The organism is Streptomyces sp. NPDC042364 (genome assembly GCF_056437585.1).
Genome location: NZ_JBWKAJ010000003.1, coordinates 523265 through 549494 on the forward strand (window position 1 = coordinate 523265; position 26230 = coordinate 549494).

General features: G+C 71.5%; 23 protein-coding genes and 1 tRNA gene. 4 read left to right on the forward strand and 20 right to left on the reverse strand.

Translation table 11 applies throughout. The features are described from left to right. Nucleotides 1-119 precede the first annotated feature (119 nt). A complete protein-coding gene (gene hppD, locus AC067N_RS08870; RefSeq protein ID WP_478678181.1) occupies nucleotides 120-1274 on the reverse strand; it encodes a 4-hydroxyphenylpyruvate dioxygenase in 1155 nt (384 codons plus the stop codon). A 123-nt stretch (nucleotides 1275-1397) separates the two neighbouring features. Here hppD and AC067N_RS08875 point away from each other — a divergent pair, with 123 nt between their 5' ends. Continuing rightward, complete coding sequence (locus AC067N_RS08875) at nucleotides 1398-1880, forward strand: Lrp/AsnC family transcriptional regulator (protein ID WP_478678182.1); 483 nt, start codon at nucleotides 1398-1400, stop codon at nucleotides 1878-1880. A 31-nt stretch (nucleotides 1881-1911) separates the two neighbouring features. Here AC067N_RS08875 and AC067N_RS08880 read toward each other — a convergent pair whose 3' ends face one another. Together AC067N_RS08880 and AC067N_RS08885 are read right to left on the reverse strand one after the other, a co-directional pair. Next, nucleotides 1912-2712: a S16 family serine protease gene (locus tag AC067N_RS08880; protein ID WP_478678183.1), complete on the reverse strand. Its 801-nt coding sequence runs from the start codon at nucleotides 2710-2712 to the stop codon at nucleotides 1912-1914. A 51-nt stretch (nucleotides 2713-2763) separates the two neighbouring features. Beyond that, nucleotides 2764-3189 (reverse strand): MarR family winged helix-turn-helix transcriptional regulator, encoded by a 426-nt coding sequence (locus AC067N_RS08885; protein ID WP_478678309.1) that lies wholly within the window; start codon nucleotides 3187-3189, stop codon nucleotides 2764-2766. 255 nt (nucleotides 3190-3444) lie between these two features. Here AC067N_RS08885 and AC067N_RS08890 point away from each other — a divergent pair, with 255 nt between their 5' ends. Continuing rightward, a complete protein-coding gene (locus AC067N_RS08890; protein WP_478678184.1) occupies nucleotides 3445-4281 on the forward strand; it encodes an alpha/beta fold hydrolase in 837 nt (278 codons plus the stop codon). 101 nt (nucleotides 4282-4382) lie between these two features. Here the strand turns inward: AC067N_RS08890 and AC067N_RS08895 are convergent, their stop codons facing one another. The 5 genes from AC067N_RS08895 to AC067N_RS08915 all read right to left on the reverse strand — a co-directional run bounded on the left by AC067N_RS08895 (nucleotide 4383) and on the right by AC067N_RS08915 (nucleotide 9544). Continuing rightward, nucleotides 4383-5024: an IclR family transcriptional regulator gene (locus tag AC067N_RS08895; protein WP_055715537.1), complete on the reverse strand. Its 642-nt coding sequence runs from the start codon at nucleotides 5022-5024 to the stop codon at nucleotides 4383-4385. Between the two features lie 343 nt (nucleotides 5025-5367). Next, a complete protein-coding gene (locus tag AC067N_RS08900; RefSeq protein WP_478678310.1) occupies nucleotides 5368-7152 on the reverse strand; it encodes a DEAD/DEAH box helicase in 1785 nt (594 codons plus the stop codon). A 248-nt stretch (nucleotides 7153-7400) separates the two neighbouring features. After that, a complete protein-coding gene (locus AC067N_RS08905) occupies nucleotides 7401-7769 on the reverse strand; it encodes a type II toxin-antitoxin system death-on-curing family toxin (RefSeq protein ID WP_466806106.1) in 369 nt (122 codons plus the stop codon). After that, nucleotides 7769-7966, reverse strand: coding sequence for a hypothetical protein (locus tag AC067N_RS08910; RefSeq protein WP_466806105.1), 198 nt, complete (start codon nucleotides 7964-7966; stop codon nucleotides 7769-7771). Before AC067N_RS08910 ends, AC067N_RS08905 begins: the two co-directional genes overlap by 1 nt. 12 nt (nucleotides 7967-7978) lie before the next feature. Further along, nucleotides 7979-9544 (reverse strand): MFS transporter, encoded by a 1566-nt coding sequence (locus tag AC067N_RS08915; RefSeq protein ID WP_478678185.1) that lies wholly within the window; start codon nucleotides 9542-9544, stop codon nucleotides 7979-7981. A gap of 223 nt (nucleotides 9545-9767) precedes the next feature. On the opposite strand from AC067N_RS08915, the gene AC067N_RS08920 reads away from it, so the two are divergent. Next, a tRNA-Cys gene (locus tag AC067N_RS08920) sits at nucleotides 9768-9842 on the forward strand. An 82-nt stretch (nucleotides 9843-9924) separates the two neighbouring features. Here the strand turns inward: AC067N_RS08920 and AC067N_RS08925 are convergent. The 10 genes from AC067N_RS08925 to AC067N_RS08970 all read right to left on the reverse strand — a co-directional run bounded on the left by AC067N_RS08925 (nucleotide 9925) and on the right by AC067N_RS08970 (nucleotide 22175). After that, a complete protein-coding gene (locus AC067N_RS08925; RefSeq protein WP_478678186.1) occupies nucleotides 9925-10497 on the reverse strand; it encodes an SUKH-4 family immunity protein in 573 nt (190 codons plus the stop codon). A gap of 159 nt (nucleotides 10498-10656) precedes the next feature. Beyond that, nucleotides 10657-12981, reverse strand: a complete 2325-nt coding sequence (locus AC067N_RS08930) for a xanthine dehydrogenase family protein molybdopterin-binding subunit (protein ID WP_478678187.1) — start codon at nucleotides 12979-12981, stop codon at nucleotides 10657-10659. Continuing rightward, the gene (locus AC067N_RS08935) at nucleotides 12978-14957 is read right to left on the reverse strand and encodes a 2Fe-2S iron-sulfur cluster-binding protein (RefSeq protein WP_478678188.1); all 1980 of its coding nucleotides are present in this window, start codon (nucleotides 14955-14957) and stop codon (nucleotides 12978-12980) included. Before AC067N_RS08935 ends, AC067N_RS08930 begins: the two co-directional genes overlap by 4 nt. Beyond that, nucleotides 14954-15847: an FAD binding domain-containing protein gene (locus tag AC067N_RS08940; protein ID WP_478678189.1), complete on the reverse strand. Its 894-nt coding sequence runs from the start codon at nucleotides 15845-15847 to the stop codon at nucleotides 14954-14956. The genes AC067N_RS08935 and AC067N_RS08940 overlap by 4 nt, the downstream gene beginning before the upstream one ends. A 468-nt stretch (nucleotides 15848-16315) precedes the next feature. Next, entirely contained in the window at nucleotides 16316-17950 is a 1635-nt protein-coding gene (locus AC067N_RS08945) for a beta-N-acetylhexosaminidase (protein WP_478678190.1), read from the reverse strand. Nucleotide 17951: 1 nt separating this feature from the next. Beyond that, entirely contained in the window at nucleotides 17952-18794 is an 843-nt protein-coding gene (locus AC067N_RS08950; protein WP_478678191.1) for a carbohydrate ABC transporter permease, read from the reverse strand. Further along, nucleotides 18791-19708 carry a carbohydrate ABC transporter permease gene (locus AC067N_RS08955; RefSeq protein ID WP_478678192.1) on the reverse strand — a complete coding sequence of 306 codons (918 nt, stop codon included), beginning with the start codon at nucleotides 19706-19708 and terminating at the stop codon, nucleotides 18791-18793. Before AC067N_RS08955 ends, AC067N_RS08950 begins: the two co-directional genes overlap by 4 nt. Before the next feature lie 5 nt (nucleotides 19709-19713). Further along, nucleotides 19714-21015 (reverse strand): extracellular solute-binding protein, encoded by a 1302-nt coding sequence (locus AC067N_RS08960; protein WP_478678193.1) that lies wholly within the window; start codon nucleotides 21013-21015, stop codon nucleotides 19714-19716. Nucleotides 21016-21288: 273 nt separating this feature from the next. After that, nucleotides 21289-21573 (reverse strand): DUF3039 domain-containing protein, encoded by a 285-nt coding sequence (locus tag AC067N_RS08965; RefSeq protein WP_079049583.1) that lies wholly within the window; start codon nucleotides 21571-21573, stop codon nucleotides 21289-21291. Nucleotides 21574-21602: 29 nt separating this feature from the next. Further along, on the reverse strand, nucleotides 21603-22175 hold the full coding sequence (locus AC067N_RS08970; protein WP_055512729.1) for a YqgE/AlgH family protein: 573 nt from the start codon (nucleotides 22173-22175) through the stop codon (nucleotides 21603-21605). Nucleotides 22176-22486: 311 nt separating this feature from the next. On the opposite strand from AC067N_RS08970, the gene murA reads away from it, so the two are divergent. Then, nucleotides 22487-23833: a UDP-N-acetylglucosamine 1-carboxyvinyltransferase gene (murA, locus tag AC067N_RS08975; RefSeq protein ID WP_478678194.1), complete on the forward strand. Its 1347-nt coding sequence runs from the start codon at nucleotides 22487-22489 to the stop codon at nucleotides 23831-23833. A 252-nt stretch (nucleotides 23834-24085) separates the two neighbouring features. Here murA and AC067N_RS08980 read toward each other — a convergent pair whose 3' ends face one another. Together AC067N_RS08980 and AC067N_RS08985 are read right to left on the reverse strand one after the other, a co-directional pair. Continuing rightward, entirely contained in the window at nucleotides 24086-24367 is a 282-nt protein-coding gene (locus tag AC067N_RS08980; protein WP_055512725.1) for an HU family DNA-binding protein, read from the reverse strand. Nucleotides 24368-24686: 319 nt separating this feature from the next. Then, a complete protein-coding gene (locus tag AC067N_RS08985; protein ID WP_478678195.1) occupies nucleotides 24687-26102 on the reverse strand; it encodes an NAD-dependent malic enzyme in 1416 nt (471 codons plus the stop codon). Between the last annotated feature and the right edge of the window lie 128 nt (nucleotides 26103-26230).

Sequence of the window (26230 nt, forward strand, 5' to 3'; positions counted from 1 at the left end):
TGCGGGTGATTCGTGGTTTCGCGCGGGGAACCGCGCGAACGACCCCCACTCACCCGCACCCGCACCCGCACCCGCACCCGCCGGACGAACCCGCACCCACGGGTCGCTGGGCGCCGCGCCTAGAGATTGCCCCGCTTCTCCTGCTCCCTCTCGATCGCCTCGAACAGCGCCTTGAAGTTGCCCTTTCCGAAGCCCATGGAGCCATGCCGCTCGATGATCTCGAAGAAGACCGTCGGCCGGTCCTGGACCGGCTTGGTGAAGATCTGCAGCAGGTACCCGTCCTCGTCCCGGTCCGCGAGGATCTTCAGTTCGCGCAGGGTCTCGATGGGCACCCTCGTGTCGCCGACCCACTCGCCGAGCGTGTCGTAGTACGAGTCGGGCGTGTTGAGGAACTCGACCCCGGCCGCCCGCATCGTCCGTACGGTCCGCACGATGTCGTTCGTGTTGAGGGCGATGTGCTGGACGCCCGCGCCGCCGTAGAACTCCAGGTACTCGTCGATCTGGGACTTCTTCTTGGCGATGGCGGGCTCGTTGATGGGGAACTTGACCTTGAGGGTGCCGTCCGCGACGACCTTCGACATCAGCGCGCTGTACTCGGTGGCGATGTCGTCGCCCACGAACTCCTTCATGTTCGTGAAGCCCATGACGCGGTTGTAGAACTCCACCCATTCGTTCATCCGGCCGAGCTCGACGTTGCCGACGCAGTGGTCGATGGCCTGGAACGTGCGCTGGGCGGGCGGCTCGACGATGGGGTCGGCGGCGACGTAGCCGGGCAGGTAGGGGCCGTCGTAGCCGGTGCGCTCGACCAGGGTGTGCCGGGTCGTGCCGTAGGTGGCGATGGAGGCCAGGACGACCGTGCCGTGCTCGTCCTTCATCTCGTAGGGCTCGGCGACGGAGCGGGCGCCGTGCTCGATGGCGTAGGCATGGGCGCGGCGGGCGTCGGGGACCTCGATCGCGAGGTCGATGACGCCGTCGCCGTGCTCGGCGACGTGCTCGGCGAGGAAGTGGCCCCAGGTGGTGGTGGCCTTGACGACCGAGGTGAGGACGAACCGGGCCGAGCCGTTCTCCAGGACGTAGCTGGCCGTCTCGCGGTTGCCGGTCTCGGGGCCGGAGTAGGCGACGAGCCGCATGCCGAAGGCGGTGGAGTAGTAGTGGGCGGCCTGTTTGGCGTTGCCCACGGCGAAGACGACAGCGTCCATTCCCTTGACCGGGAAGGGATCGGCCTGCCGGGCGGTGTCCGGGACGGAGTGCGTGTGCGCAGAGGTAGCTGCCATGGCCGCAGGCTCCCTCCGATCCCGCAAGGTGCGCAATAGTTCTCCGGCATGCTGGACAATCTGCATAGTCGAAGTCCGGTAATCGGGCTGGTTCTGTACAGGATGCTCACCTCTGGAGGGCTCATGGCGATCGATCATCTGGACGGGCGGCTGATCGTGCTGCTGGCGCGCGAGCCGCGCATCGGGGTGCTGGAGATGTCGCGGCGGCTGGGGGTCGCGCGGGGCACGGTGCAGGCGCGGCTGGACCGGCTTCAGTCGAACGGGGTCATCCGGGGGTTCGGGCCCCAGGTGGACCCGGCGGCGCTCGGCTACCCGGTCACGGCGTTCGCGACGCTGCAGATCCGGCAGGGTCAGGGCGCGGACGTGCGGGCGCACTTGGCGACCGTGCCGGAGGTGCTGGAGCTGCACACGACGACCGGCAGCGGTGACATGCTGTGCCGGCTGGTGGCCCGTTCGAACGCCGATCTCCAGCGGGTGATCGACCGGGTCGTCGGTTTCGACGGGATCGTCCGGGCCGCCACGGCGATCGTCATGGAGAACCCCGTTCCGCTGCGGATCATCCCCCTGGTGGAGCAGGCGGCGGAGGACCGGGAGACGACGGCGTAGCCGACGGGGGTGGCCGCGGGAGGATCGCCGGTCAGCAGCTCGGGACCGAGCCCTTGCCCGTCTTCAGGGCCACCAGGGAGCTGACCGCGTTCTTCAGCGTGGTCACCGGGACGAGCCTGAGCCCCTTCGGCAGCTCGGCCTTCGCGTCGGCGCACTCGGCCTTGGGGACCAGGAAGACCGTGGCGCCGTCGCGGCGGGCGGCCTGGGTCTTGAGGGGCACTCCGCCGACGGCGCCGACCTTGCCGGAGCCGTCGATGGTCCCCGTACCGGCGATGACCCGGCCGCCGGTGAGGTCGCCGCCGCTGCCGTCACCGTCGAGCTTGTCGACGATGCCGAGGGAGAAGAGCAGACCGGCGCTGGGGCCGCCGACATCGGCGAGCCGCAGGGTGACCTTGACGTCGTCGGCGTCCTCACCGAGGTACGCGAGGGCCGCCTCGGTGGCCGTGTCCTGGGACTCCTTCATCTCGGCCGCGTTGTACTCCTCGATCTCCTTCACGGTCTCGCCGCTGGGGTAGACCGCGTCGCGCGGCATGACGGCCCGGTCGGTGCGGAACCAGTTGTCCAGCACGTCGCCGAGGTCGACGTCGGCGTCCGGGCCGGTCGCCACGATGGTCGTCATGCGCAGTTCGCCGCTGGTCCGCCGGGTCTCCGCGCCGGAGATGGTGATCACCGGCTCGCCCTTGTTCTCGCCGAGGACGTTCGCCGTCATTCCCGGCTGCGCGATGGTGAACGGCAACGGTGCGAACGCGACCGTCGCGAGCAGGCCCACGACGGGCACGGCACAGACGGCTACGGCGGCGGCACGCGAAAGACGGGAGAGGCGAGAGAGCACGGGGTCAATCTAACGCGACGGGTGGTTCCGGCCAGGGGGCGGTGGGGGACGTCACTTTCCGTCCGCGTCCTCGAAGACCGCGAGCATGTGGGTGAGCACATGGACGCAGGTGTCGATGTCCGCGCCGGTGATGTCGCCCCCGACCCGGGCCATCAGCCGGCTCTCGCGGGCGATGAGGTCGTCGATGGCCGTGCGGCCCGCGTCCGTCAGCCGGATCAGGGACGACCGCTGGTGGGCGGGGTTGGGGACGGCCTCGACGAGGCCGCCGTCCGCCGCCTCGTTGACCATGCGCTGGACGAACTGCCGGCTGACCGCCAGGGCCCGCCCCATCTGCGGAACGGTCAGGGGACCCCTGGCCCGCAGCAGCTCCAGTACGGCCCGGACGCCGATGGAGAGCCCCACGGTCGGTGCCTTCAGCTCCACCGCCTTGGTCACCCGGCGGTAGAGGGGGCCGAGGACGGCGAACACCTCGTACAGGCGCTCGGCGAGGACCTCGGGCGGAAGCGGCCGGTCCGCGCCGGTCCGGTGGCCGGTGCGACCGGCGCCATGGCCGGTGCGACCGACGCCGTGGCCGGTCCCGTGATCGGCGCCGTGGCCGGTCCCGTGATCGGCGCCGTGGCCGGTCCCGTGATCGGCGTCGCGGCCGGGCTCGTCGTCGCTCTCGTTCTGCGTCACCGGACCAGGATGACACCTGGGTTGCCATTCCGTCCGCAAGATGACACCTTAGTTGTCATGACTGATGTCTCGCAGGTGTTCACGTTCGCATCCGACGACGGCCCGCTCGCCTATGGCGACACCGGCACGGGCCTCCCGCTGGTCCTGCTGCACGGCGGCTTCACCGACCGCCGGATGTGGCGCGACGTCGTCCCTCCGCTCTCGGCCCGCCATCGTGTGATCACCCCGGACGCGCGCGGCCACGGGGCCTCCGCCAACGCGAGCAAGCCGTTCCGGTTCACCGACGACCTGGCCGCGCTGCTGCGCCACCTCGACACCGGCCCGGCCGTGCTGATCGGCATGTCGATGGGCGGGGGCATCGCGGTCGACACCGTGCTGGAGCACCCGGAACTCGTGCGCGCCCTCGTCGTCAGCAACGTCGGCACCAGCGAGCCCGAGTTCACCGACCCCTGGACGAAGGACTCCGTCGCCCGCTACTACGGCGCGCTGACGGCCGGGGACATCGAGGGCTGGCTCGACGTCGCCGCCGAGGCGGTCATCGGCCCGTACCGCACCGCGGACGACGTGGACGCCGAGATCGTGCGCCGCGTACGGGAGATGAGCCGCGACACCGTCTCCAAGCACACCCTCGGCGAAACGGACTGGCACGTCCCGGTGAGGGACACCTGGGCCCGCGCCGCGGCCGTCACCGCCCCGGTCCTCGCGGTCAACGGCGCCCTCGACGCCCCCGACCTCATCGGCATGGCCGAACGCCTCACCACCACGGTCGCCGGCCCCGGCCGCGCCACATCCATCGAGGGCACGGCCCACTACGCCAACATGGAACAGCCGGAGACCTTCGCGAAGCTGATCCTGGAGTGGCTGGAGACGCTGGAGGGCGAGCGCCTTTCATAGCCGCCCGGGGGCGGGCGACGCGCGTCCGTCGTGGCGCGGTGCCGCCATGGCGCCGCGGACCGCCGGGGCCACGGGGGTGCCTCAGCCGTCCTCGGCCCGGGTCAGCGGAGCGCGTCGGCCACTTCCCGGGCCGCGTCCATCACGCGCGGCCCCACCCGCTCCGGCACCGCGTCCGCCAGCATGACGACCCCGACGCTGCCCTCGACACCGGTCACCCCGAGCAGCGGTGCCGCGGCCCCGCTGGCCCCGGCCTCCAGCTCGCCGTGGGTGAGTGCGTACCCGGGCCAGTCCCCGGGCTGCTGGCGGGCCGACAGGATCGCGCGCCCGGCGGCTCCCCGGTCCAGCGCGTGCCGGAATCCGGCCCGATAGGCGACGTGATAATCCGTCCAGGTCGGCTCGACCACGGCCACGGCCAACGCCTCGGTGCCGTCGACCAGGGTGAGATGCGCGGTGGCACCTATGTCCTCCGCCAGGGACCGCAGCGCGGGCAGCGCGGCCTCCCGTACCAGCGGATGCACCTGGCGGCCCAGGCGGAGCACGCCGAGCCCGACCCGGGCACGACCGCCAAGGTCACGGCGTACGAGGGAGTGCTGCTCCAGCGTGGCGAGCAGACGGTAGACAACGGTCCGGTTGACCCCGAGCTTGTTGGACAGCTCGGTGACGGTCAGCCCGTGGTCGGTGTCGGCGAGAAGTTTGAGGACACGCAGTCCCCGATCCAGCGTCTGAGAGGTCTCCGCGGTCACGACGCCCACTCCTTCGTGGTGAGGGCGGCGGCCCCCTTCGCGAGGGATGCGTCACCGGTCCCGTCGGCGACGCGCTACAGAGGCCGCCGATCGGCTGGACCCGGTTGGCTTCCGGGCGGAGTCGCTTCACGGCTGCGCTCCGCGGCGGCGCTGCCACGGGGCGTTTGCGTAGCGGGACAGTAGACGAGCCGGTTCGCTGAGCGGAAGACTCCGTCCAGAATCCGGTCAAGGACCGGTACGGACTACTTCGGTTTGTCGCGAAATGTAGGGGCGCACGTCACACGCCACACACAGCGCGCCGCACGGCGCGCAGGACCCCCACGCGCCGTGCGGACAGCCGCTGTCACTTCATGCGGGTGGCCCACTCCTGCACCTTGGCGATCCGCTGCCGCAGCTGCCCAGCCGTGGCCTCGGCGCTCGGCGGCCCACCGCACACGCGGCGTACCTCGGTGTGGATGACGCCGTGCGGCTTGCCGCTCTGGTGGGAGTAGGCGCCGACCATGCTGTTGAGCTGCTTGCGCAGTTCGAGGAGTTCCTTGTGGGTGACGACGGGCCGCCGCTCGGCCGGGAGTTCGACGAGGTCGGCCTCCGCGTCCGGCTTCTTGCGGCTGTGCGCGATCTGGCGGGCCTGCCGCTTCTGGAGCAGCAGTTGCACCTGGTCGGGTTCGAGGAGTCCCGGGATTCCGAGGTAGTCCTGTTCCTCCTCGCTGCCCGGGTGGGCCTGCATGCCGAACTCGGCGCCGTTGTACATGACCCGGTCGAAGACCGCGTCCGACTCCAGCGCCTCGAACGGCAGCATGTCCTGCTCGCCGGTGTCCTCGTCCTGCTGCCGTTCCGCCTCCTGGAGGAGCTTCTCCTCCTCGGCGTACGGGTCCTCCTCGCCGCCCTTCTTGGGCTTGTCGAGGACGTGGTCGCGTTCCCGCTCCATCTCGTTGGCGAAGCCGAGCAGGTCGGGCACGGTCGGCAGGAACACGGACGCGGTCTCGCCGCGCCGCCGGGACCGTACGAAACGACCGACGGCCTGGGCGAAGAACAGCGGCGTGGAGATGGTGGTGGCGTACACGCCGACCGCGAGGCGGGGCACGTCCACGCCCTCGGACACCATGCGGACGGCGACCATCCACCGGTCGGTGCTGTGGCTGAACTCGTCGATGCGGTCCGAGGCGCCGGAGTCGTCGGACAGGACGAGGGTCGCCGAGTGGCCGGTGATCTCCCGGATGAGCTTGGCGTAGGCGCGCGCCGACTCCTGGTCGGAGGCGATGACGAGCGCGCCCGCGTCCGGGATGCCCTTCCTGACCTCGGTGAGCCGCTGGTCGGCGGCGCGCAGCACGCTGGGCATCCACTCACCGCGCGGATCGAGCGCGGTACGCCAGGCCTGGGAGATGGCGTCCTTGGTCATGGGCTCGCCGAGCCGCGCGGCGATCTCGTCGCCCGCCTTGGTCCGCCAGCGCATGTTGCCGCTGTAGGAGAGGAAGATGACGGGCCGCACGACGTGGTCGGCGAGGGCGTTGCCGTAGCCGTAGGTGTAGTCGGCGGAGGACCGCCGGATGCCGTCCGCCCCCTCCTCGTAGGTGACGAACGGGATGGGGTTGGTGTCGGACCGGAAGGGCGTACCGGTGAGGGCGAGCCGCCGGGTGGCCGGTTCGAACGCTTCCAGGCAGGCCTCGCCCCAGGACTTGCTGTCACCGGCGTGGTGGATCTCGTCGAGGATGACGAGGGTCTTGCGCTGCTCGCTGCGGTTGCGGTGCAGCATGGGGCGCACGCCCACACCGGCGTAGGTGACGGCGACGCCGTCGTACTCCCTGCCGAGCGGCCCCGCGCTGTACTCGGGATCCAGCTTGATCCCTATCCGCGCCGCCGCCTCCGCCCACTGCTTCTTCAGGTGCTCGGTCGGCGCCACGACGGTCACCTGCTGCACGACATGGTGGTGCAGCAGCCAGGACGCGAGCGTCAGCGCGAAGGTGGTCTTCCCGGCGCCGGGAGTCGCGACCGCGAGGAAGTCCCGCGGCTGCTCCTGGATGTACTTCTCCATCGCCCCCTGCTGCCAGGCACGCAGCTTGCTGGCGGTACCCCAGGGGGCGCGGCCGGGGAAGGCGGGCGAGAGGTGGTGGTTCGAGGAGGCGATCATCGAAGCGGGCCCGGAGGGGCCTCCGTTGAGAGTGGCGGTGGGCGACGGGCGGGAGGTAGTCACGGTCTCCGGTCTGTGGTCGGGCGGCTCGGCGGAGCAGCAACGAGCCGGCCCTGCCACAGCGGCTCGGCCGGCTCGGCTACGTATGACAACCGGGCCACCCTACCGGCGACCCGGTTGCGTCAACGCGCGAACTGCGCCGGGTCTCGTGGGGATGGGACCCAGCTCACAAAGACGACCCGTGGTCGTCAGCGCGCGAAGCGCGGCAGCTGAGCAGCGATCTTGGGTACGTCCAGTGCGCCCTGACAGACGTCCAGCACGAACCGCTCAGCTTCGTCCACGTCGAAGCCCGCGTCCAAGGGGTGCCCGTTCATGTGCAGGAAGACCCAGGTCGCGTACCAGGCGATGCGCTTGTTCCCGTCGACGAGGGCATGGTTGCGAGCCAGGGACTCCATCAGCGCCGCGGCCTTCTGCCACACGTCCGGATAGGCGTCCTGCCCGAACACGCTCGACTGGGGACGCGCCAGCGCCGAGTCCAGGAGCCCGTAGTCGCGCACCTCGTCCGCCCCGAGCCGCTTCGCCAGGTTCAGCAGCTCGGGCAGAGTGAGGTAGTGCATCAGGCGAGCCTCCGGTTCAACTCGGCGCTGGCCTTCAGGACGTGCTCGGCCGCCTCGTTGAACAGTCTTGAGTGCTCGTTTATGGCCGCCATCACCGCGTCGTGCGCGAAGGCCTGCATGCTGCGCCCCTCCGCCGCAGCGCGGTCGCGCAGGGCATCGAGTTCTTCGTCCGTGAACCGCACGTTCAGTCCAGCCATGACTCCACGGTACTACGCTGTACCACGTGGTGCCATCGACGATCCGGCGGGCTCCCGCAGCCTCGTCGTCACCCAGGCCCCCAGGAGCGCCACCCCCGCCATCGGCAGGAACACCGCGGTGAAGGCGGCCGGGTGGGAGCCCGCGCCGGAGGCGGTGGTGGCGGTGTGGCCGGCCGCGCCGCCGCCGAGCGCGGCGAAGGCCGCACCGCCGGCCGCGAGCAGCAGCGCGTTGGAGAGACCGTCGGAGATCTGGAGCGCGGCGGAGTTGGAGCCGGCCTCCTCGGGCGCGGAGATCTTGAGCAGCAGGACGCCGGTGGAGGAGATGACGAGGCCCATCCCGAAGCACCCGAAGGCCCAGGCGACGGCCACGGTCCACACCGGCACCGCCTCGATCAGCACACTCGGCACCGTGGCGATCGCCGCCGCGACCACCACCATCCCGGCCGTCATCAACCGCTCCCGGTACGGCTCCACACGCGCCCGCGCCTGCACCCACGACCCCAGCGCCCAGGCTCCACCGCCCGCCGCGAGGGAGAACCCGGCGAGCGTCGGCGACAGCCCCCGCTGGGTGACCAGCATCAGCGGCACGAACGACTCGGCCGCGATGAACGACCCCGCCGCCACCCCGCGCAGCAACACCACGGACGGCAGCCCCCGCACCGCCCGGTACGTCCCCCTCGGCAGCAGCCCCAGCACCGCCGGTACCAGCAGCCCCGCCCCGACCGCCGCCGGCACGACCGACAGCCACCGCAGGTCCTGGGCCGCGTACTGCAGGAGCCCGGCGCCCAGTGAGATGCCGAAGGCCAGCCGGATACGGCGGCGGTCGAAGGAAGGGGACGCGGCGGTGCCGGCCCCGCGAGGGGAGACCTCCGCAGAGGGGGAGGAAGCGGAGCCGGCCTCGGGCCGGGAGTCCCCGGTGACCGTGCCGCCGACCGGCCCCGCCGCCCGCCGCCGTATCCGGGGCAGCGCCAGACCCAGCGGCAGCACGACCAGGACCGGTATGCCCACGAAGACCCAGCGCCAGCCCAGCTGCTCGGTGACCGCGCCCGCGGCGAGCGGGCCGACGACGGACGGGATGATCCAGCTCGCGGCGAACCCCGCCATGATGGACGGCCGCAGCCGCTCCGGGTACGCGCGCCCCACGACCACGTACAGCGCGACGATGACCAGGCCGCCGCCGAGTCCCTGGACGGCCCGACCGAGGATGAACAGCCACATCGCGCCCGCGGTGCCGGACAGCAGCAGCCCGGCGGCGAAGGCGGCGATGCCCGTGGTCAGCGGTCCGAGCGGCCCCCGCAGGTCCGACCACTGCCCCGACAGCACCATCCCGAACAGGCTGGTGGTGAAGTACGCCGAGAACACGAACCCGTACGCCGAGACCCCGTCCAACTCCCGCGCGGCGACCGGCATCGCCGTCCCGACCGCCATCGCCTCGAACGCGATCAGCAGCACGACGGAGACGATGCCGACGCTCAGCGCCCGGTAGGAGCGCCCCAACACCCCCTCCGCACGCTCGTCGACGACAACCGGATCAGCGTCCTGCGCAACGCCCGTGCCACGCGGCCTCAGAGCACCCATGCCCGCCAGCGTAAGGGGCATGCCCGACATTGACCCCTGTCCGGAGTCCCGCACCCGGTGCGACCTTGGTCGTACGTCCCCCCGTTCATGAACGGCGTATGGCAGTCCCGTTGCAGCCCCCACCCACTCCTTGAGCCCCGCCCACTCCCCCGCCTACGGTCTGTACATCGAGTGAGGGGCAATCACCCGAAGTTCCCCCGAAGCACCATGATTGCCCCAACCCGGCCGTGTGCCCGAGTGGTTCAGGGGCTCGCCTGCAAAGCGAGTTACGCGGGTTCGAATCCCGCCACGGCCTCCACAGTCCTCTACGCGACAAGGGCCGGCCGCTGTGCAGCGGTCGGCCGTTGTCGTGGTCGCCCGAAGCGGGGGCGACCCATGACTCAGCCGCCCGCGCACGCCTCGTTGCGCAGGGTTTCGACCCAGCAGCCCGTGGCCGTCTTCTCGCGGTTCTCCCGCTGGAGCAGCCACAGGGTGAAGGCGAAGGTGGAGATGTCGGCGTTGAGGGGGCAGAGGGCGGACTCGGGCTCGCTCCAGTTGTGGGCGGCGCCCGTCGTGCCGTCGAGGACGACGCTGTTGCCCTCGACGAAGTGGCCGAGGCGGATCAGGCGGGCGGCGTCGGCGGGGAGCCGGTCGGCCGGGTAGCCGGGGCGTTCGTGCGCGTAGTACTCGGCGAGGGTCGGCAGCGGGACGTCCGTGTCGAGCTGGAAGAGGGCGTGCTCCTCGGGCAGGCCCATGTCGCGCAGGAAGCGGCGGGTCGGCTCGTGCGTGAGCGTCGCCGGGAAGTCGAAGTCCTCGAAGCGCCACACCTTGCTCCGGCCGAACTCCTCGTCCAGCAGCAGGGCGGGCAGGTCCAGCCTCAGCCCCGACAGTGTCGCCGGTCCGGCGGTCACGGTCAGATCCGTCAGGTCGTTCAGGTCCGTCAGGCCCATGGTCCCCATCGTCATCGTGCTCATGGCTCCCCCAGCACACGGTTCGCAGCGTGCGTCCCCCCGGCAGGGACAACACCGCGCCGCTCAGCGGCCGTTCATCCCCACTGCCAGAACCATACGCCGCCCCACCGACAACGCCCGCCGTACACGCGAACACGCATGTCAACGGCGGTACGGGGACCGCTACGTCCCCGTCACCACCGCGGCCTGCGGCCGGATCGGCAGGCGGTTCACGGGACGGCCCGTCGCCGCCCGTACCGCCGAGGCGATGGCCGCCGGGGAGGTGACCACCGGCACCGCGCTGGCCGCCTTCGCGCCGAAGGGGGCCACCACGTCCCGCTCCTCCACCAGTTTGACGATCCGGATGTCGGGGGCGTCGAGCGCGGTGGGCAGGGAGTAGCCGGTCAGGTCGGGGTGGCGGATCAGACCGCGCGGGGTGCGGAGGTTCTCCGTCAGCGCGATGCCGACGCCCTGGGTGACGCCCGCCTCGATCCGCGCCGCGAGCTGGGCGGGGTTGAGGACCCGGCCGACGTCCTGGGCCACCGCCAGCTCCACGACCCGTACGGAGCCGAGTTCGATGTCGACGTCCACGACCGCGCGGATCGCGCAGAAGGCCATCCCCACGAACGCGTCGCCCTGGCCCGCGCCGTCCAGCGGCTCGGTGGGGTGCGGGCGGCACTGGGCGGTGGCCCACAGTTCCTTGCCGTCCAGCGCCTCCGCGACCGTCGTCGACAGCACACCGTCGTACGAGGTGATCTTGCCGTCGGTGATCTGGAGCAGTTCCGTGGACATGCCGAACTTGTGCGCAAGGGGCTGGAGCAGCTGGGTGCGGACCATCTTCGCCGCGCGTTCCACCGCGCCGCCCGACACCCAGGTGTGGCGGCCCCGGCAGCCGGGGCCCGCGGGGGGCTGGTCGGTGTCGACCTGGGCGATGTGCACCTCGTCGATGCCGAGGGTCTCCTGGACGATCTGCCGGGCGAGGGTGGAGAAGCCCTGGCCGGTGTCGACGGCCGCGCACAGCACGGTCGCGATGCCGTCGTGGACCTTCACGGTGGCGGTGGAGACCTCGTCGGCGCCCTCCGCGCCGAGCATGTGGACCATGCCGAGGCCGTAGCCGACGCCGCGCCGGACCGCGCCCGGCTCGCCCGCGCCCTCGGGGCCGCCCGGGAGCAGCCACTCCTCCTCGGGGGTGTCCTTCGGCAGTGCCGGGAGCGGGAACTCCCGGACCGCCTGGAGCAGTTCGGCGACCGGGGCCGGGCAGGTCACGGACTGGCCGGTCGGCAGCACGTCGCCCGTGGACATCACGTTGCGCATGCGCAGCTCGGCCGGGTCGAGGCCCAGCTTCTTCGCGAGCTTGTCCATCTGGGCCTCGTACGCGGCGCACACCTGCATGGCGCCCTCGCCGCGGACATGGCCGGAGGGCGGGTTGTTGGTGCGGACCGCCCAGCCCTCGATGAAGGCGTTGGGGACGACGTACGGGCCGCAGGCGAACGAAACGGCCGCCGCCAGGGCCTCGGAGGAGGTGTCGGCGTAGGCGCCGGCGTCCAGCAGGATCTGGGCCTCGACCTTGACCAGCCTGCCCTCGGCGTCCGCGTGGTGGCGGTAGCGCAGGAGCGTCGGATGCCGGTGCGCGTGGCCGAGGAAGGACTCCTCGCGCGTGGCGGTGAGCTTGACCGGGCAGCCGGTCTTCAGCGCCAGCAGACCGAGCGGGAGCTGGAAGCCCTGGTCCTCGCGGTCGGCGGTGGCGCCGGGCACACCGGTGACGACGATCTTCACGCGGTCGGGGGCCAGGCCGAAGACGGCGGCGGCGGTGTCGCGGTCGGTGTGCGGGTCGGTGGAACCGAGGTACAGCTCGACACCGCCGTCGGGGCGGGGCACGGCGAGGCCGGCCTCGGCGCCGATGGGGGCCGGGTCCTGGCGGCCGATCCGGTACTGGCCCTCGACGACGATCTCGCCGGAGGCGTCGGGGTCGCCGTGGCGCAGCGGGATGTGCCGGATCAGGTTGCCGTCGGGGTGCAGGGGCTCGGCCTCGAAGGCCTGCTCCGGGTCGATCACCGGTTCGAGCACCTCGTACTCGACGATGACGGCGGCGGCGGCCATCCGCGCGGTGTCCGGGTGGTCGGCGGCGACGGCGGCGATGGGCTCGCCGTGGTGGCGTACGACCTCGGAGGCGAACACCGGCCGGTCGATTCTGCCGCGGCCGTGCAGCGGGGTGCCCGGCACGTCCTCGTGGGTGACGACGGCCCGTACGCCGGGCATCTCGCGCGCGTGGGAGGTGTCGATGGAGACGATGCGCGCGTGCGGGTGCGGTGAGCGCAGGACGGCGGCCCAGAGCAGGCCCTCGGCCCACAGGTCGGCCGCGTACGGGAAGGTGCCCTCGGACTTCGCGCGGGCGTCGGCGGACGGCAGGGACGCGCCGATCCCGTGCGGCAGTGGCTCGGGGCCGGGCGCGGCCTCTCCGGCGCTCCCGGCGACCGCGGGCGTCGCGGTGGCTGCCTCGTTGCTCACGCCTGGCCTCCGTCCTGGTCGAAGGACTGGCCCTGACCGCCGTAGGTGTCGTCATGACCCCCGAACGACTGGCCCTGACCGCCGTAGGAGTCATCCTGCCTGGCGAACGACTGCCCCTGACCGCCGTACGTGTCGCCGTGACCCCCGAACGACTGGCCCTGACCGCCGTACGTGTCGCCATGCTCACCGAACGACTGGCCCTGACCGCCGTAGGAGTCATCCTGCCCGGCGAAGGACTGCCCCTGACCGCCGTAGGTGCCGTCGTGACCCCCGAACGACTGGCCCTGACCGCCGTAGGAGTCATCCTGCCCGGCGAACGACTGCCCCTGACCGCCGTACGTGTCGCCGTGGCCGCCGAACGACTGGCCCTGACCGCCGTACGTGTCGTCCTGGCCGGCGAAGGACAGCCCCTGGCCGCCGTACGACTGGCCGGGGTCGTGCGGGGCCGTGGGCGGTGCTCCCTGGGCCTCGTACGCCGCCGGGTTGACGCCGCCCGCGCCGGGGCCAGCCTGGTGCGGGATGCGCGCCTCGTCGGTGTCGGCGGCGGTCTCGTCGTCGGCGGTGGCGTGCGCCTCGCGTTCGGCGACGACCTCGCGTACGGCCGCGAGCACGCCGCGGTAGCCGGAGCAGCGGCAGAGATTGCCGCACAGCGCCTGGCGGGCCTCCAGCTCGGTGGGCGCCGGGTTGCCCTCCAGGAGGTCGTGGACGGTCATCGCCATGCCGGGCACGCAGAAGCCGCACTGGACGGCGCCGCACCGGGCGAGGGCCCGCTGCACGTCGGAGGGCTGTCCGTCGACGGCGAGACCCTCGACGGTGCGCACCTCGCTGCTCGCCGCGGTGACGGCGGGCACCAGGCAGGAGGCCACGAGCCGACCGTCGACCTGGACGTTGCACGCGCCGCACTCGCCCTGGGAGCAGCCGTCCTTGGCGCCCGCGAGGCCGAGCCGCTCGCGCAGCACGTAGAGCAGCGACTCGCCGATCCAGGCGTCGGTGACGGGCCGGTCGGCGCCGTTGACGCGCAGGACGTACGAGGCGAGGGGGTGGTCGTCGTGCGGGGGCGGGGTGGGCTCGCCGGCCTGGTCCGCGTCGCCCGCCTCCCCGGTGCCCGCGCCCTCGGTGCCGGGGGCCTCGGAGTCGGACGCCTCGGAGTCGGGCGCCTCGGCGGGCGTCCGCGCCTCCTGCGCGTCCGCGGGGTCGCCGTCGGCCTCGGCGGCCGGCTCGGCGGCGGCAGGCTCGGCGGCCTCCGCGGCCTCCGCGGGCTCCTGGGCGGCCTCGGGAGCCTCGTCGGGGGTGTCGGCCGCCGGTGCGTGTCCGGGGGCTCCGGAGGGCTCTCCGGGGGCCTCGGCGGGCGCTTCGGGCGCGGGTTCCGCGGCGGTGGGCTCCTCGGGCTGCGCCGCGGGCGGCGGCGCGGTCCACGCGGTGCCGATCTGCTCGGTCGCCCAGGGGGCGGGGGCGCCGCCGGGCAGGGTGGCGGGCGGGGTGCCGCCCCACTGCTCGACCAGGGCGGACGTACTGAACTCGCCCGATTCGTCCGGAAGGTCACCCCCGGCGACCGGAATCGACCACTCGCCGGTCACGTCGTGCCCCGGCGCGGTGCCTTCCTGCGCGGCGGGCTCCTCGAACGCCCACTGCCCGGTGGAGCCGGGGTCGTACGTGAACCGGTCCTGCGCCGCGGGCTGCTGCTGCCCGGCGTTCGGGTCGTGCCACTGGGCGCCCTCGGCCGGCATGGCCCAGGCACCCGTGCCGGACGGGTCGGTCCCGGCGCTGGTGGCCGGGTTGACCGCTATGGGCGGCGGCACATAGCCGTGGCCGGGCGCCGCGAGGGGGCTGTCGGCGGCGAGCAGGGCGTCGATGCCCCCCTCGGGGAGCTGAACGAAGGTGGTGGCGCCGTCGTCGTAGTCGCCCTGCGGCAGTCGCTCCCAGCCGCTCTGGCCCCCCTGCTGCGGGGTGCCCTCTCCGTGCTGGTCGTCGGTCACGACAGCGCCCTCCCCAGTGCTCGTCGGGCCAGCGCGGCGACGGTGCGCCGCAGGTGCAGTACGGCGGGCGGAAGCGGTGGCACCGAGCCGTCGACCTCGGGGGCCGGGTCCGGGATGCAGGCGGCGGCGACGTACTCGCCGAAGGCCTGCAACGCCTCGGGGACCAGGGTGCGCTCGCCGTCCCAGTCGATCAGCCCGGCGACCCACGCCTCGGCGTCCAGCGGGCGCAGCGGCATCGGCGCGATGGCTCCGACGGCGCACCGCACCCCGCGCCGGGCGGGGTCGAGGACGAGGGCCACCGAGGCGGCCGCGCGGCCGGGACCGGTCCGTCCGGTGGCCTTGAGGAAGACCTGTGGGGCGTGCAGCAGCGGCACGCGCACGTACCCGATCAGTTCGCCGGGGCGCAGCATCTCCATGCCGGCCAGCAGGTGTGAGACGGGCATCTCACGGCGGGCCCCGCCCGGGCCCGCGATGATCAGTGTGGCCTCCAGGGCGGCCAGCACCGGCAGCGCGTCCCCCGTGGGGGCGGCCGTCGCGATGTTGCCGCCCAGGGTGCCCGCGTTGCGGATCTGCGGCGGCCCGGCGGCACGCGCGGCGGCGGCGAGCGCCGGGATGAGCGCCGCGAAGTCCGGCCGCCCCATCCGGGCGTGCGTCAGTCCGGCGCCGAGCAGGGCGTGTCCGTCCTGGTACTGCCAGCCGCGGATCTCGTTGATCCGGCCCAGCCCGACCAGCGCGGCGGGCCTGAGCTGCCCGGAGTTGACCGCGGTCATGAGGTCCGTGCCGCCCGCCACCGGAACCGCCCAGGGCATGGCGGCGAGTGCCGCCACGGCCTCGTCGAGCGAGCCGGGCAGGGTCACGGCCTGCGCCGCCTGCGGTGCGTGCGTGGTCAAACCGGCTGCCCCTTCCCGCTGCCCCACCGAGGACCTGTCGTTCGGATCATGCCGGGGTCGCGGGGCTCGGACCGCGCACCTGCGGCGTTGTCGTCGGGTGCCGACGCTCCGCGTCGACGCTCTCCTCCACCTTGCAGCTGCACGCACCAAGCCCCGCTCATCGGCATTCATCCAGCACCGTTACCCGAAGCCGGCATGATCCGAACGACAGGTCCCCGGTCCGCCTGTGTTGCCGTACGGTACGTGCTGACAGGGCGGACGTGGCAACTCTGGCACATTCTCGCGAGGCCCGAACGCGGGGGTCCAGTAGGAGGCATTCACCCACTTCAGCCCGGGGATGGTCCGTTTTGGCGCGACTTCTCCCACAGGCACGTTTTGGCGGACTTCGGCGATTCTTGCGCCTCTTGTTCCAGGTGAGGGCCGCGGTAGCGGGCGCACCCGCTACCGGACGCACGGCGTGCCGCCGCCTCACACGTTCGGGGGCGCCCCCTCGATCGGGCGTCCGAGCACCCCGGGTCGCCGCTGCCACGGTCGGGGCCCGCCGGGCGGCCGATAACCGACCCCCAGCGCGTCAAGTCGGCGATAGTGGACGGTCATCCTCCGTTCGAAGTCCGCGAAGTCCCGTTCGGCGGGCGCGGGCAGCCGGCTCCAGGCGACCTCGGCGAAGGCCGCGAGCCGCGGGAACGCCTGGTAGTCCACACGGGCGGGGTCCTCCATCGCCTCGGTCCACACGTTGGCCTGGGTGCCCAGGACATGCCGCGCCTCGTCGGGCGTCAACTCCGGTGGGACCGGCTCGAACCGGAAGACGTCCTCCAGGGTGCGCACATGGCCGATCGGCACCGGTTCGTCGGGGCCGTCGTGCTGACGGTGGTCCAGGTACACGTGCTGTTCGGGGCACATGACCACGTCGTGGCCCGCCCGGGCCGCCGTGACGCCGCCCGCGTAGCCCCGCCAGGACGACACGGCCGCACCCGGCGCGAGGCCGCCCTGGAGGATCTCGTCCCATCCGATCAGGCGACGCCCGCGCGCCGTCAGCCAGTTGCCGAAGTGCCGCACGAACCACGACTGCAGGCCGTCCTCGTCCGTGAGTCCGAACTCCCGGATGCGCGCCTGGGCGGTGGCCGACCGCTTCCACTGGTCCTTGACGCACTCGTCGCCGCCGATGTGCACGAAGAGCGACGGGAAGAGTTCCAGGACCTCCTCCAGGACCCCCTCGTAGAAGCGCAGGGTGTTGTCGGTGGGGGCGAGTACGTTCTCGCTGATGCCCCAGGTGTCCCAGACGGTGAGGGAGCCCGTGTCGATGACATCGGTGTTGCCCAGTTCGGGATACGCGGCGATCGCGGCCTGGCTGTGTCCCGGGATGTCTATCTCGGGGACGACGGTGATATGCCGCTCGGCTGCGTAGGCGACGATCTCGCGGATGTCGTCGCGCGTGTAGTAACCGCCGTGCGGCTTCTCCTCCCACAGGGGTGACGCCCTGTGGCCGAATTTCGTGCGCGCCCGCCATGATCCGATCTCCGTCAGTTTCGGGTATCGCCCGATCTCGACGCGCCAGCCCTGGTCGTCCGTCAAGTGGAAGTGGAGGACGTTGAGTTTGTGCGCGGCCATCAGATCGAGATAGCGCAGCACCTGGTCCTTGGGCAGGAAGTGCCGGGCGACGTCGAGCATGAGCCCGCGCCAGGCGAAGCGGGGGGCGTCCTCGACGGTGACCCGCGGGAGTTCCCAGCCCCGGCCGGGCCGCAGGGGGGCCCGCCGGTGGGCGTCGGGCCCGAGCAGCTGCCGGAAGGTCTGCGCGCCCCAGAAGACGCCTGCCGCGCTGCCGCCCTGGATCAGGTGGTCGGGACCGCCGACGACCACGCGGTAGCCCTCCGGCGGCAGGTCCGGCTCGATGCTCAGCGAGAGCCGGCGGACCGACTCGCCGCCGCCCTCCGGGAGGGCGTATCCGGTCGCCGCGCCGACCGTCGCCCGCAGCCAGCGCGCCACACCCTCGGTGCCGGGGCCGGCCGCCAGCCGCGTCTCCTCGTCCAGACGGCCGTGACCGGGGTGGTTCCGGAGGATGCGGCGGGGCACCGGAACGAGTTCCGTTCCGTCGGGATCAGTCATGTCAGTCCTTGACCGCTCCGCCCAGTCCGGAGACCAGCCGTCGCTGTACGAGTACGAAGAAGACCAGCACCGGAATCGTCATCACCGTGGACGCGGCCATCACACCGCCCCAGTCCGGCTCTTCCGGCTTGTAGAACACGAGGAGGGCCATCGGCAGCGTCGACCGGGAGGTGTCGCTGATGATGAAGGACTTGGCGAACAGGAAGTCGTTCCAGGTGGAGATGAAGGAGAAGACGCTGGTGGCGACCAGCCCGGGGAGGACGAGCGGGAAGAGGATCTGCCACAGGAATCGGGCACGGCTCGCCCCGTCGAGGTGGGCCGCCTCCTCCAGGGACTCGGGTACGGCCTTCACGAAGCCCCGCAGCATCCAGATCGCGAAGGGCAGGGAGAAGGCGATGTGGGGCAGGATCAGCGCGCCCAGGGTGTTGAGTTGACCGGCGTCCCGCATCAGGAAGAACAAGGGGATGGTCAACGCCTCCACGGGCACCGTCTGGGCGATCAGAAACATGATCAACAAGGTGGTCCGGAAACGGAAGCGGAATCGCGTGACCGCCGTCGCCGCGAGAAACGCGATCAGCGCGGAGGCGATCACCACGGCACACGCGACGACAAGACTGTTGAGGAAGTAGCGGCCGAATTCCTGCTGCCCGAGGACCCGGCGGAAGGAATCCAGTGTCGGCGCGAGCGTCCAGGGCCGTGCCTCGGCCGACTCGATCTCACCCGCCGGTTTGAGGGCGCTCAGCACCATCCAGTACAGCGGGAACGCCACCACGGCCGCGATGAACAGGGCGGATGCCTCCGCGGCGAGCCGCCGGGGCCGCCGGGGAAATCCCCTCGAATTCACAGCTCCTCCCCCTGTCTGCGGAGCAACCGCAAATAGACCAGGGTGATCGCCAGAAGAATCACCAGCATCACCACGCCGATCGCCGAGCCGAGGCTGTACTGGGAGGCGGCGAAGGCCTTCTGATAGGCGTACACGTTCAGGACGAGGTTCTGGCCCGCGATACCGCCGCCGCCCGTCATCACATAGATCTGGGTGAAGACCTTGAAGTCCCAGATGATCGACTGAATGGTGACGACGACCAGGATCGGGCGGAGCATCGGCGCCAGCACCGACCGCCAGATCCGCCACTGGGAGGCACCGTCGAGGGCCGCCGCCTCCAGCACCTCGGACGGCACGGCCCGGATGCCTGCGTAGACCGTCACCATCACGAACGGGAAGGAGCACCACACCACTTCCAGCAGCACGAGGAGGAAGGCGCTGTACCGCCCGTACGTCCACGAGTGGTCGCCGAGTCCGAGCACCCGGTTGACGGGCCCGAAGTCGGGGTCGAAGAGCAGCAGCCACACCGTCGAGCCGGTGATCGCCGGGGTCGCCCAGGCCCCCAGCGCGGCCAGCATCAGCGCCAGCCGCGGCACGGCCCGCACCCGGGTCAGCAGCACGGCCAGGGCGCAGCCGACGGCCAGTGTGGACACCACGCAGGCCGCCGCGAAGACGACGGTGTCCAGCAGCACCCGCCAGAACCGGGCGTCCCCGAAGAGCTCGGCGTAGTTCCCGGCCCCCCGGAAGGAGGTCGGTTCACCGCCGCTGACCTGTGCCTGGGTGTACTCCAGCAGCGAGATCAGGCCGAGCTGGTACACGGGATAGACGAGCAGCCCGCCCAGCACGACGAGCGCGGGGGCGAGATAGAGCCAGGGAGTCCACGCGGCGGCCCCGCGCACCCGCGAGCGCACCGTGCCGCCCGGGCCGGCAGGCACCGGCGTCACCCGACGGAGCTGAACGCGTCGTCCATCCGCTCCGCCGCGTCCTTGGACGCCTCCGCCACGTCCTTCTTGCCGCTGACGACCTCCTGGAACATCGTCGGCAGCACGAGCGAGGCGTCGATCTGGGCCCATGCCGGCGAGACGGGCACGAACCTGGTCCCCGACGACAGCGTTTTCACGAACGGCTCGATGAACGGCTCCTTCTTCGCCGCCGCGGCCCGTACGTCGGTGTACGTCGGCAGGAAGCCCATCGCGTCGAAGAGGTCGCCCTGGGTCTGCTTGGACGCCAGCCGCTTCATGAGGTCGACGGCGAGCGTGCGGTGCGTGGTGCTCTTCAGTACGCCGATGTTGTTGCCGCCCGCGAACGCCGGCGCGACCGAACCGGACTTCACGCCCGGCAGCGGTACGACCGCGTACTTGCCCTTGACCTTCCCGGCCTCGACGGCGGCGTGGCTGAAGTCACCGCCGATGGCCATGCCGGCCTTGCCCGCGGCGAACGCGGTGACGGTGTCGTTGCCGCCCATGCCCGCGCACTTGGCGGCGGGGCAGTTGTCGTCGCCGAACAGCGAGGTGTACGTCCTGATGCCCTTGCGGGCGGCCGCGCTGTCGATGGTGGCGGCGTAGGAGCCGCCCTTGCCCTCGGCTATCTCACCGCCGTTCGCCCAGACGAACGGCATCGCGCCGTAGGTGTAGGCACCGCCGACGACGAGCCCGTACAGGTCGGGCCTGGCCGCGCGGATGCGCTTGGCGGCGGTCGTCAACCCGTCCAGGGTCCTCGGGGGTTCGAGGCCGAGTTCCTCGAAGACGTCGGTGCGGTAGTACAGGGCGCGGACGCCCACGAAGAAGGGCGCGCCGTAGACCTTGCCGTCGACGGTGACGGAGGTCCTGGCGGTCGGGTCGGAGTCCTTGGCGTCGGACCAGCCGTTGAAGTCCGCGGTGACGTCGGCGAGTCCTCCGTCCTTGACGTAGCCGGCCGTGTCCGTGTTGCCGTACTCGATGACGTCGGGGGCGCTCTTCGGGTCGTTGAAGGCGGCCTTCATGCGTTCGGCGCGGGTCTCGACGGGGATGTACTCGACCTTGACGTTCGCGCCGTCGTGCGCCTTCTCGAAGGCCGCCACGACCTTGTCGACGACCTTCTCCTTCGGCTCGTTGCTCACCTCCCGGAAGAGCCAGACCCGCAGGGTGCCGGTCCTGTCGTCCTTCGCGGCGGAGGAGTTGTCGGACGTCTCGGGGGCGCAGGCGGTCAGTCCGGCGAGTGTGAGGGCCGCTAGAGGAGCGACGAGTCGGGCTGCGAGCTTCATGGCGCGTGGTCCTCCGGAGGGGGGAGCGGAGTGTTGCATTCTCTGCAACGGGCGTTTTGCTCTCTACAACACACCGGAGGCTATGGAGTACATGAACATGACCACAAGAGGTCTCGACCACGTCGTGGCCCGATCGGGCGCGTGACGGCTCGGGGGTGCCGTTCAGTTTGAGATGAAGGGGGCCGCGGGCCCGTACCCCCCGGACTACTGGGCGCAGGCGCAACGAAACCGCGGTACCCGCTCAAAGGGCACCGCGGTCATCGGAACGGGCCGCTACTTCTTGCCGCCGCCGTCGTCGTCCCCGCCGCCCGCGCCGAGGGAGTCGAAGATCTCCTTGCACATGGGGCACACGGGGTACTTCTTGGGGTCACGGCCCGGTACCCACACCTTGCCGCACAACGCCACGACGGGCGTGCCGTCGAGCGCGCTCGCCATGATCTTGTCCTTCTGGACGTAGTGGGCGAAGCGCTCGTGGTCACCGTCGCCGTGCGACACCTGCGGCGTCGGCTCGACGAGGGTCCCCGTACCAGTACCGCGCTCGGGCTCAAGAGTGCTCATGACGCCAAGGGTACTGGGGCTCACACGCATCAGTTGAGCGAAGGGTCGTCCGGGTACGTGGCCACCATCGCGAGTTCACTGCGCTGGCGGCGCAGGACCTCCCGCCAGAGCCGTTCGGGCGAGGGGGACGACACGTCGCCGGGTTCCGACTCGACGACGTACCAGGCGCCCTCGACCAGTTCGTCCTCCAACTGGCCGGGGCCCCAGCCCGCGTATCCGGCGAAGATGCGCAGCGAGCCGAGCGCGGAGGCGAGGAGTTCCGGCGGGGCCTCCAGGTCGACGAGCCCGATCGCGCCGTGGACGCGCCGCCAGCCGAGCGGGGCCCGGTCGACGGGACCGCCGCCGGGTATCACCGCGACCCCCAGCGCCGAGTCCAGGGACACGGGGCCGCCCTGGAAGACGACCCCGGGTTCGCCGGCGAGTTCCGCCCAGCCCTCCAGGATGTCTCCGACGTCCACCGGGGTGGGGCGGTTGAGGACCACCCCGAGCGAGCCCTCCTCGTCGTGGTCGAGGAGCAGCACCACAGCGCGGTCGAAGTTCGGGTCCGCCAGGGCGGGCGTGGCCACGAGCAGCCGCCCTGTGAGCGAGGACACCTCGGTCATGCCAGACATGATCCCGCATCCTGCCCCTGCGCGGGGAGCCAATCCCGGGAGCGGTGTGAACGCAGCTCAGGGCGCACCGGTGCGGACCCCGCGCACGGCCGGTCCGGTGACCCCATGTGCCCGGCGGTGAACGGTTCGTGTTGTGGCGAACTCATGACGTGGCTGAGAAGTACTCGGGCTTACGGAAGGGGGGTGGGCGGCGTTTACGCTAGCCCTTCCGGCCCACGCCGAAACGGCTCCCGCACAACGGGAAACCGGTCGGTCCCCCACGCCGTAAAGCCCTCTGCCCTACTCCACGGAACGCGAGATTCATGACCGTCAACGGCTCTGACGACGTACTGCTTGTACACGGCGGCACCCCGCTCAGTGGCGAGATCCGTGTCCGCGGTGCGAAGAACCTCGTACCCAAGGCCATGGTCGCCGCGCTGCTCGGCAGCGGTCCGAGCCGGCTGCGCAACGTCCCCGACATCCGCGACGTGCGGGTGGTGCGCGGGCTGCTGCAGCTGCACGGCGTAACGGTCCGCCCGGGGGACGAACCGGGCGAGCTGGTGATGGACCCGACGAACGTGGAGAGCGCGAACGTCGCCGACATCGACGCCCACGCGGGCTCCTCGCGTATCCCGATCCTGTTCTGCGGTCCGCTGCTGCACCGGCTCGGCCACGCCTTCATCCCCGGTCTCGGCGGCTGCGACATAGGCGGCCGGCCGATCGACTTCCACTTCGAGGTGCTTCGGCAGTTCGGCGCGAAGATCGAGAAGCGGGAGGACGGCCAGTACCTGGAGGCGCCGCGGCGCCTGCGCGGTACGAAGATCCGGCTGCCGTACCCGTCGGTCGGCGCGACGGAGCAGGTGCTGCTCACGGCCGTCCTCGCGGAGGGCGTGACGGAGCTGTCCAACGCGGCGATCGAGCCGGAGATCGAGGACCTCATCTGCGTCCTGCAGAAGATGGGCTCCATCATCGCGATGGACACCGACCGCACGATCCGCATCACCGGTGTGGACGCGCTCGGCGGCTACACCCACAAGGCCCTCCCGGACCGCCTGGAGGCCGCCTCCTGGGCGTCCGCCGCGCTGGCGACCGAGGGTGACATCTACGTCCGGGGCGCTCAGCAGCGCTCGATGATGACGTTCCTGAACACCTACCGGAAGGTGGGTGGCGCGTTCGAGATCGACGACGAGGGCATCCGCTTCTGGCACCCCGGCGGCCAGCTGAAGTCGATCGCCCTGGAGACGGACGTCCACCCCGGTTTCCAGACCGACTGGCAGCAGCCCCTGGTGGTGGCGCTGACGCAGGCCACGGGCCTGTCGATCATCCACGAGACGGTCTACGAGTCCCGGCTCGGCTTCACGTCCGCCCTGAACCAGATGGGCGCGCACATCCAGCTCTACCGCGAGTGCCTCGGCGGCTCCGACTGCCGCTTCGGCCAGCGGAACTTCCTGCACTCCGCGGTCGTGTCGGGCCCGACGAAGCTCCAGGGCGCCGACCTGGTCATCCCCGACCTCCGCGGCGGCTTCTCCTACCTCATCGCCGCCCTCGCGGCCCAGGGCACGTCCCGCGTCCACGGCATCGACCTCATCAACCGCGGCTACGAGAACTTCATGGAGAAGCTCATGGAGCTGGGCGCGAAGGTCGAACTCCCGGGCAAAGCCCTCGGCTGAGACCCGCACCCGCCCCTGCTGGGGGTCCGGGGGTCACCCCCCGGGCAAACACAGCACGGAGAAGCTCATGGAGCTGGGCGCCGAGGCGGGGCAGAGACCTCGGCCGAGGCGCCGCTCGCAGTGGTGAGGGCGCTGCCCGTGGGGCGGCGGAGCCGCTGAGAACGCCTGTGGGGCGGTCTCCCGGAGTCGGGAGACCGCCCCACTGGCGTTACCGGGCCTCGTACGCCGTCCCGCGGCGTACGGGCGGCGGGATCACTTGCCCTTGGCGGCTTCCTTGAGCTTGCTGCCCGCGGAGACCTTCACGCTGTAGCCGGCCGGGATCTGGATCGGGTCGCCGGTCTGCGGGTTGCGCGCGGTGCGAGCGGCACGGTGGGTGCGCTCGAAGGTCAGGAAACCGGGGATGGTGACCTTCTCGTCGCCCTTGGAGACGATGTCACCGACGACGTCGGCGAACGCGGCCAGCACGGCGTCGGCGTCCTTGCGGGTCACCTCGGCGCGGTCGGCCAGCGCGGCCACCAGCTCACTGCGGTTCATGTTGTTACTCCCGTGTTCTTCTTGCCGTTGAGGCGGACCCGGGTCCGTCGTCAGACCCTCGCGCCCAGGGACGCATCCTGCACTCACCTGCGGCGGGAAAGCCAATCCGGCACCCATGGGAGTCACACGACCACCCATGGGAGTCACACGAAAAGCGCCATGTCCACGCAGGTCCCGCTCGGGCCCGCCACGGCGGCGGACTGGCCGCCACCCTAGGCGTACGTAGGGCCCGGATCCCCGCGACGCGCCGGGATCCGGGTCCATCGTGGTGACCGTCACAGTCGGCCGGAGCCGCCGTCGGGCCACCGCCGCCAGGGGGTCAGGCCGTCGCGCCGGCGGCCTTCGCGGCCTCGCGGACCGCGCCGGCGACCGCTCCCGCGACCTTGTCGTTGAAGACGCTCGGGATGATGTAGTTCGGGTTCAGCTCGTCCTCGGTGACGACGTCGGCGAGGGCCTTCGCGGCGGCGAGCATCATCTCCGTGTTGACGGTGCGGGACTGGGCGTCGAGGAGGCCGCGGAAGACACCCGGGAACACCAGCACGTTGTTGATCTGGTTCGGGAAGTCGGAGCGGCCGGTGGCCACGACGGCCGCCGTCTGCCGGGCCACCGCCGGGTCGACCTCGGGGTCCGGGTTCGCGAGCGCGAACACGATGGCGTTGTCCGCCATGGCGGCCACGTCGGCGCCGTCGAGCACGTTCGGGGCGGAGACGCCGATGAAGACGTCCGCGTCGCGCACGGCCTCCTTCAGCGTGCCGGTGAGACCCTCGGGGTTGGTGTTGTCGGCGATCCAGCGCAGCGGCGAGTCGGCGGCGGCGTCGACCAGGTCCTCGCGGTCGCAGTGCACCACGCCGTGGATGTCGGCGACGACGGCGTTCTTCACACCGGCCGCGATGAGCAGCTTGAGGATGGCGGTGCCGGCCGCGCCGGCGCCGGACATGACGACGCGGATGTCACCGATCCCCTTGCCCGCGACGCGAAGCGCGTTGGTGAGGGCGGCGAGCACCACGATCGCCGTGCCGTGCTGGTCGTCGTGGAAGACGGGGATGTCGAGGGCCTCGCGCAGCCGGGCCTCGATCTCGAAGCAGCGGGGCGCGGAGATGTCCTCCAGGTTGATGCCCGCGAAGCCGGGGGCGATCGCCTTGACGATCTCGACGATCGCGTCGGTGTCCTGGGTGTCGAGGCAGATCGGCCAGGCGTCGATGCCCGCGAACCGCTTGAAGAGGGCGGCCTTGCCCTCCATGACGGGCAGCGCGGCCTTGGGGCCGATGTTGCCGAGGCCGAGGACGGCGGAGCCGTCCGTCACGACCGCAACGGAGTTGCGCTTGATGGTGAGGCGGCGGGCGTCCTCGGGGTTCTCGGCGATCGCCATGCAGACGCGGGCCACACCGGGCGTGTAGATCATCGAGAGGTCGTCACGGTTGCGGATGGGGTGTTTCGACGCCATCTCGATCTTGCCGCCGAGGTGCATCAGGAACGTACGGTCCGAGACCTTGCCCAGCGTGACGCCCTCGATGTGGCGCAGCTGCTCGACGATCTCGTCGGCGTGCGCGGTGGAGGTGGCGGCGATGGTGACGTCGATACGGAGCTTCTCGTGGCCGGAGGCGGTCACGTCGAGGCCGGTCACCGAGCCTCCGTGGGACTCGACGGCTCCGGTGAGCTGGGAGACCGCGGTTCCGCTCGCGGGCACCTCCAGGCGGACCGTCATCGAGTAGGAGACGCTGGGCGCCGTTGCCATGGCCGACTTCCTCTGCTTTCGCTACTGCGTTTGTGCGTTTTGCCGTCCGATCGTCGCACCTACCACCGAGTAGGCGTTAGCCCGGCGGGATTGAGAACGTTTTGTTCTCAACAGAAAGAGGTCCACGT

Excerpts from the sequence above, each read along its gene's own strand:
- AC067N_RS08875 (WP_478678182.1), top strand. The coding sequence starts at position 1,398 with ATGGCGATCGATCATCTGGACGGGCGGCTGATCGTGCTGCTGGCGCGC.
- hppD (WP_478678181.1), bottom strand. The coding sequence starts at position 1,274 with ATGGCAGCTACCTCTGCGCACACGCACTCCGTCCCGGACACCGCCCGG.
- AC067N_RS08945 (WP_478678190.1), bottom strand. The coding sequence starts at position 17,950 with ATGACTGATCCCGACGGAACGGAACTCGTTCCGGTGCCCCGCCGCATC.
- AC067N_RS08960 (WP_478678193.1), bottom strand. The coding sequence starts at position 21,015 with ATGAAGCTCGCAGCCCGACTCGTCGCTCCTCTAGCGGCCCTCACACTC.
- AC067N_RS08900 (WP_478678310.1), bottom strand. The coding sequence starts at position 7,152 with ATGATCGCCTCCTCGAACCACCACCTCTCGCCCGCCTTCCCCGGCCGC.
- murA (WP_478678194.1), top strand. The coding sequence starts at position 22,487 with ATGACCGTCAACGGCTCTGACGACGTACTGCTTGTACACGGCGGCACC.
- AC067N_RS08980 (WP_055512725.1), bottom strand. The coding sequence starts at position 24,367 with ATGAACCGCAGTGAGCTGGTGGCCGCGCTGGCCGACCGCGCCGAGGTG.
- AC067N_RS08985 (WP_478678195.1), bottom strand. The coding sequence starts at position 26,102 with ATGGCAACGGCGCCCAGCGTCTCCTACTCGATGACGGTCCGCCTGGAG.
- AC067N_RS08905 (WP_466806106.1), bottom strand. The coding sequence starts at position 7,769 with ATGCACTACCTCACTCTGCCCGAGCTGCTGAACCTGGCGAAGCGGCTC.
- AC067N_RS08910 (WP_466806105.1), bottom strand. The coding sequence starts at position 7,966 with ATGGCTGGACTGAACGTGCGGTTCACGGACGAAGAACTCGATGCCCTG.
- AC067N_RS08890 (WP_478678184.1), top strand. The coding sequence starts at position 3,445 with ATGACTGATGTCTCGCAGGTGTTCACGTTCGCATCCGACGACGGCCCG.
- AC067N_RS08965 (WP_079049583.1), bottom strand. The coding sequence starts at position 21,573 with ATGAGCACTCTTGAGCCCGAGCGCGGTACTGGTACGGGGACCCTCGTC.
- AC067N_RS08970 (WP_055512729.1), bottom strand. The coding sequence starts at position 22,175 with ATGACCGAGGTGTCCTCGCTCACAGGGCGGCTGCTCGTGGCCACGCCC.
- AC067N_RS08925 (WP_478678186.1), bottom strand. The coding sequence starts at position 10,497 with ATGAGCACGATGACGATGGGGACCATGGGCCTGACGGACCTGAACGAC.
- AC067N_RS08915 (WP_478678185.1), bottom strand. The coding sequence starts at position 9,544 with ATGGGTGCTCTGAGGCCGCGTGGCACGGGCGTTGCGCAGGACGCTGAT.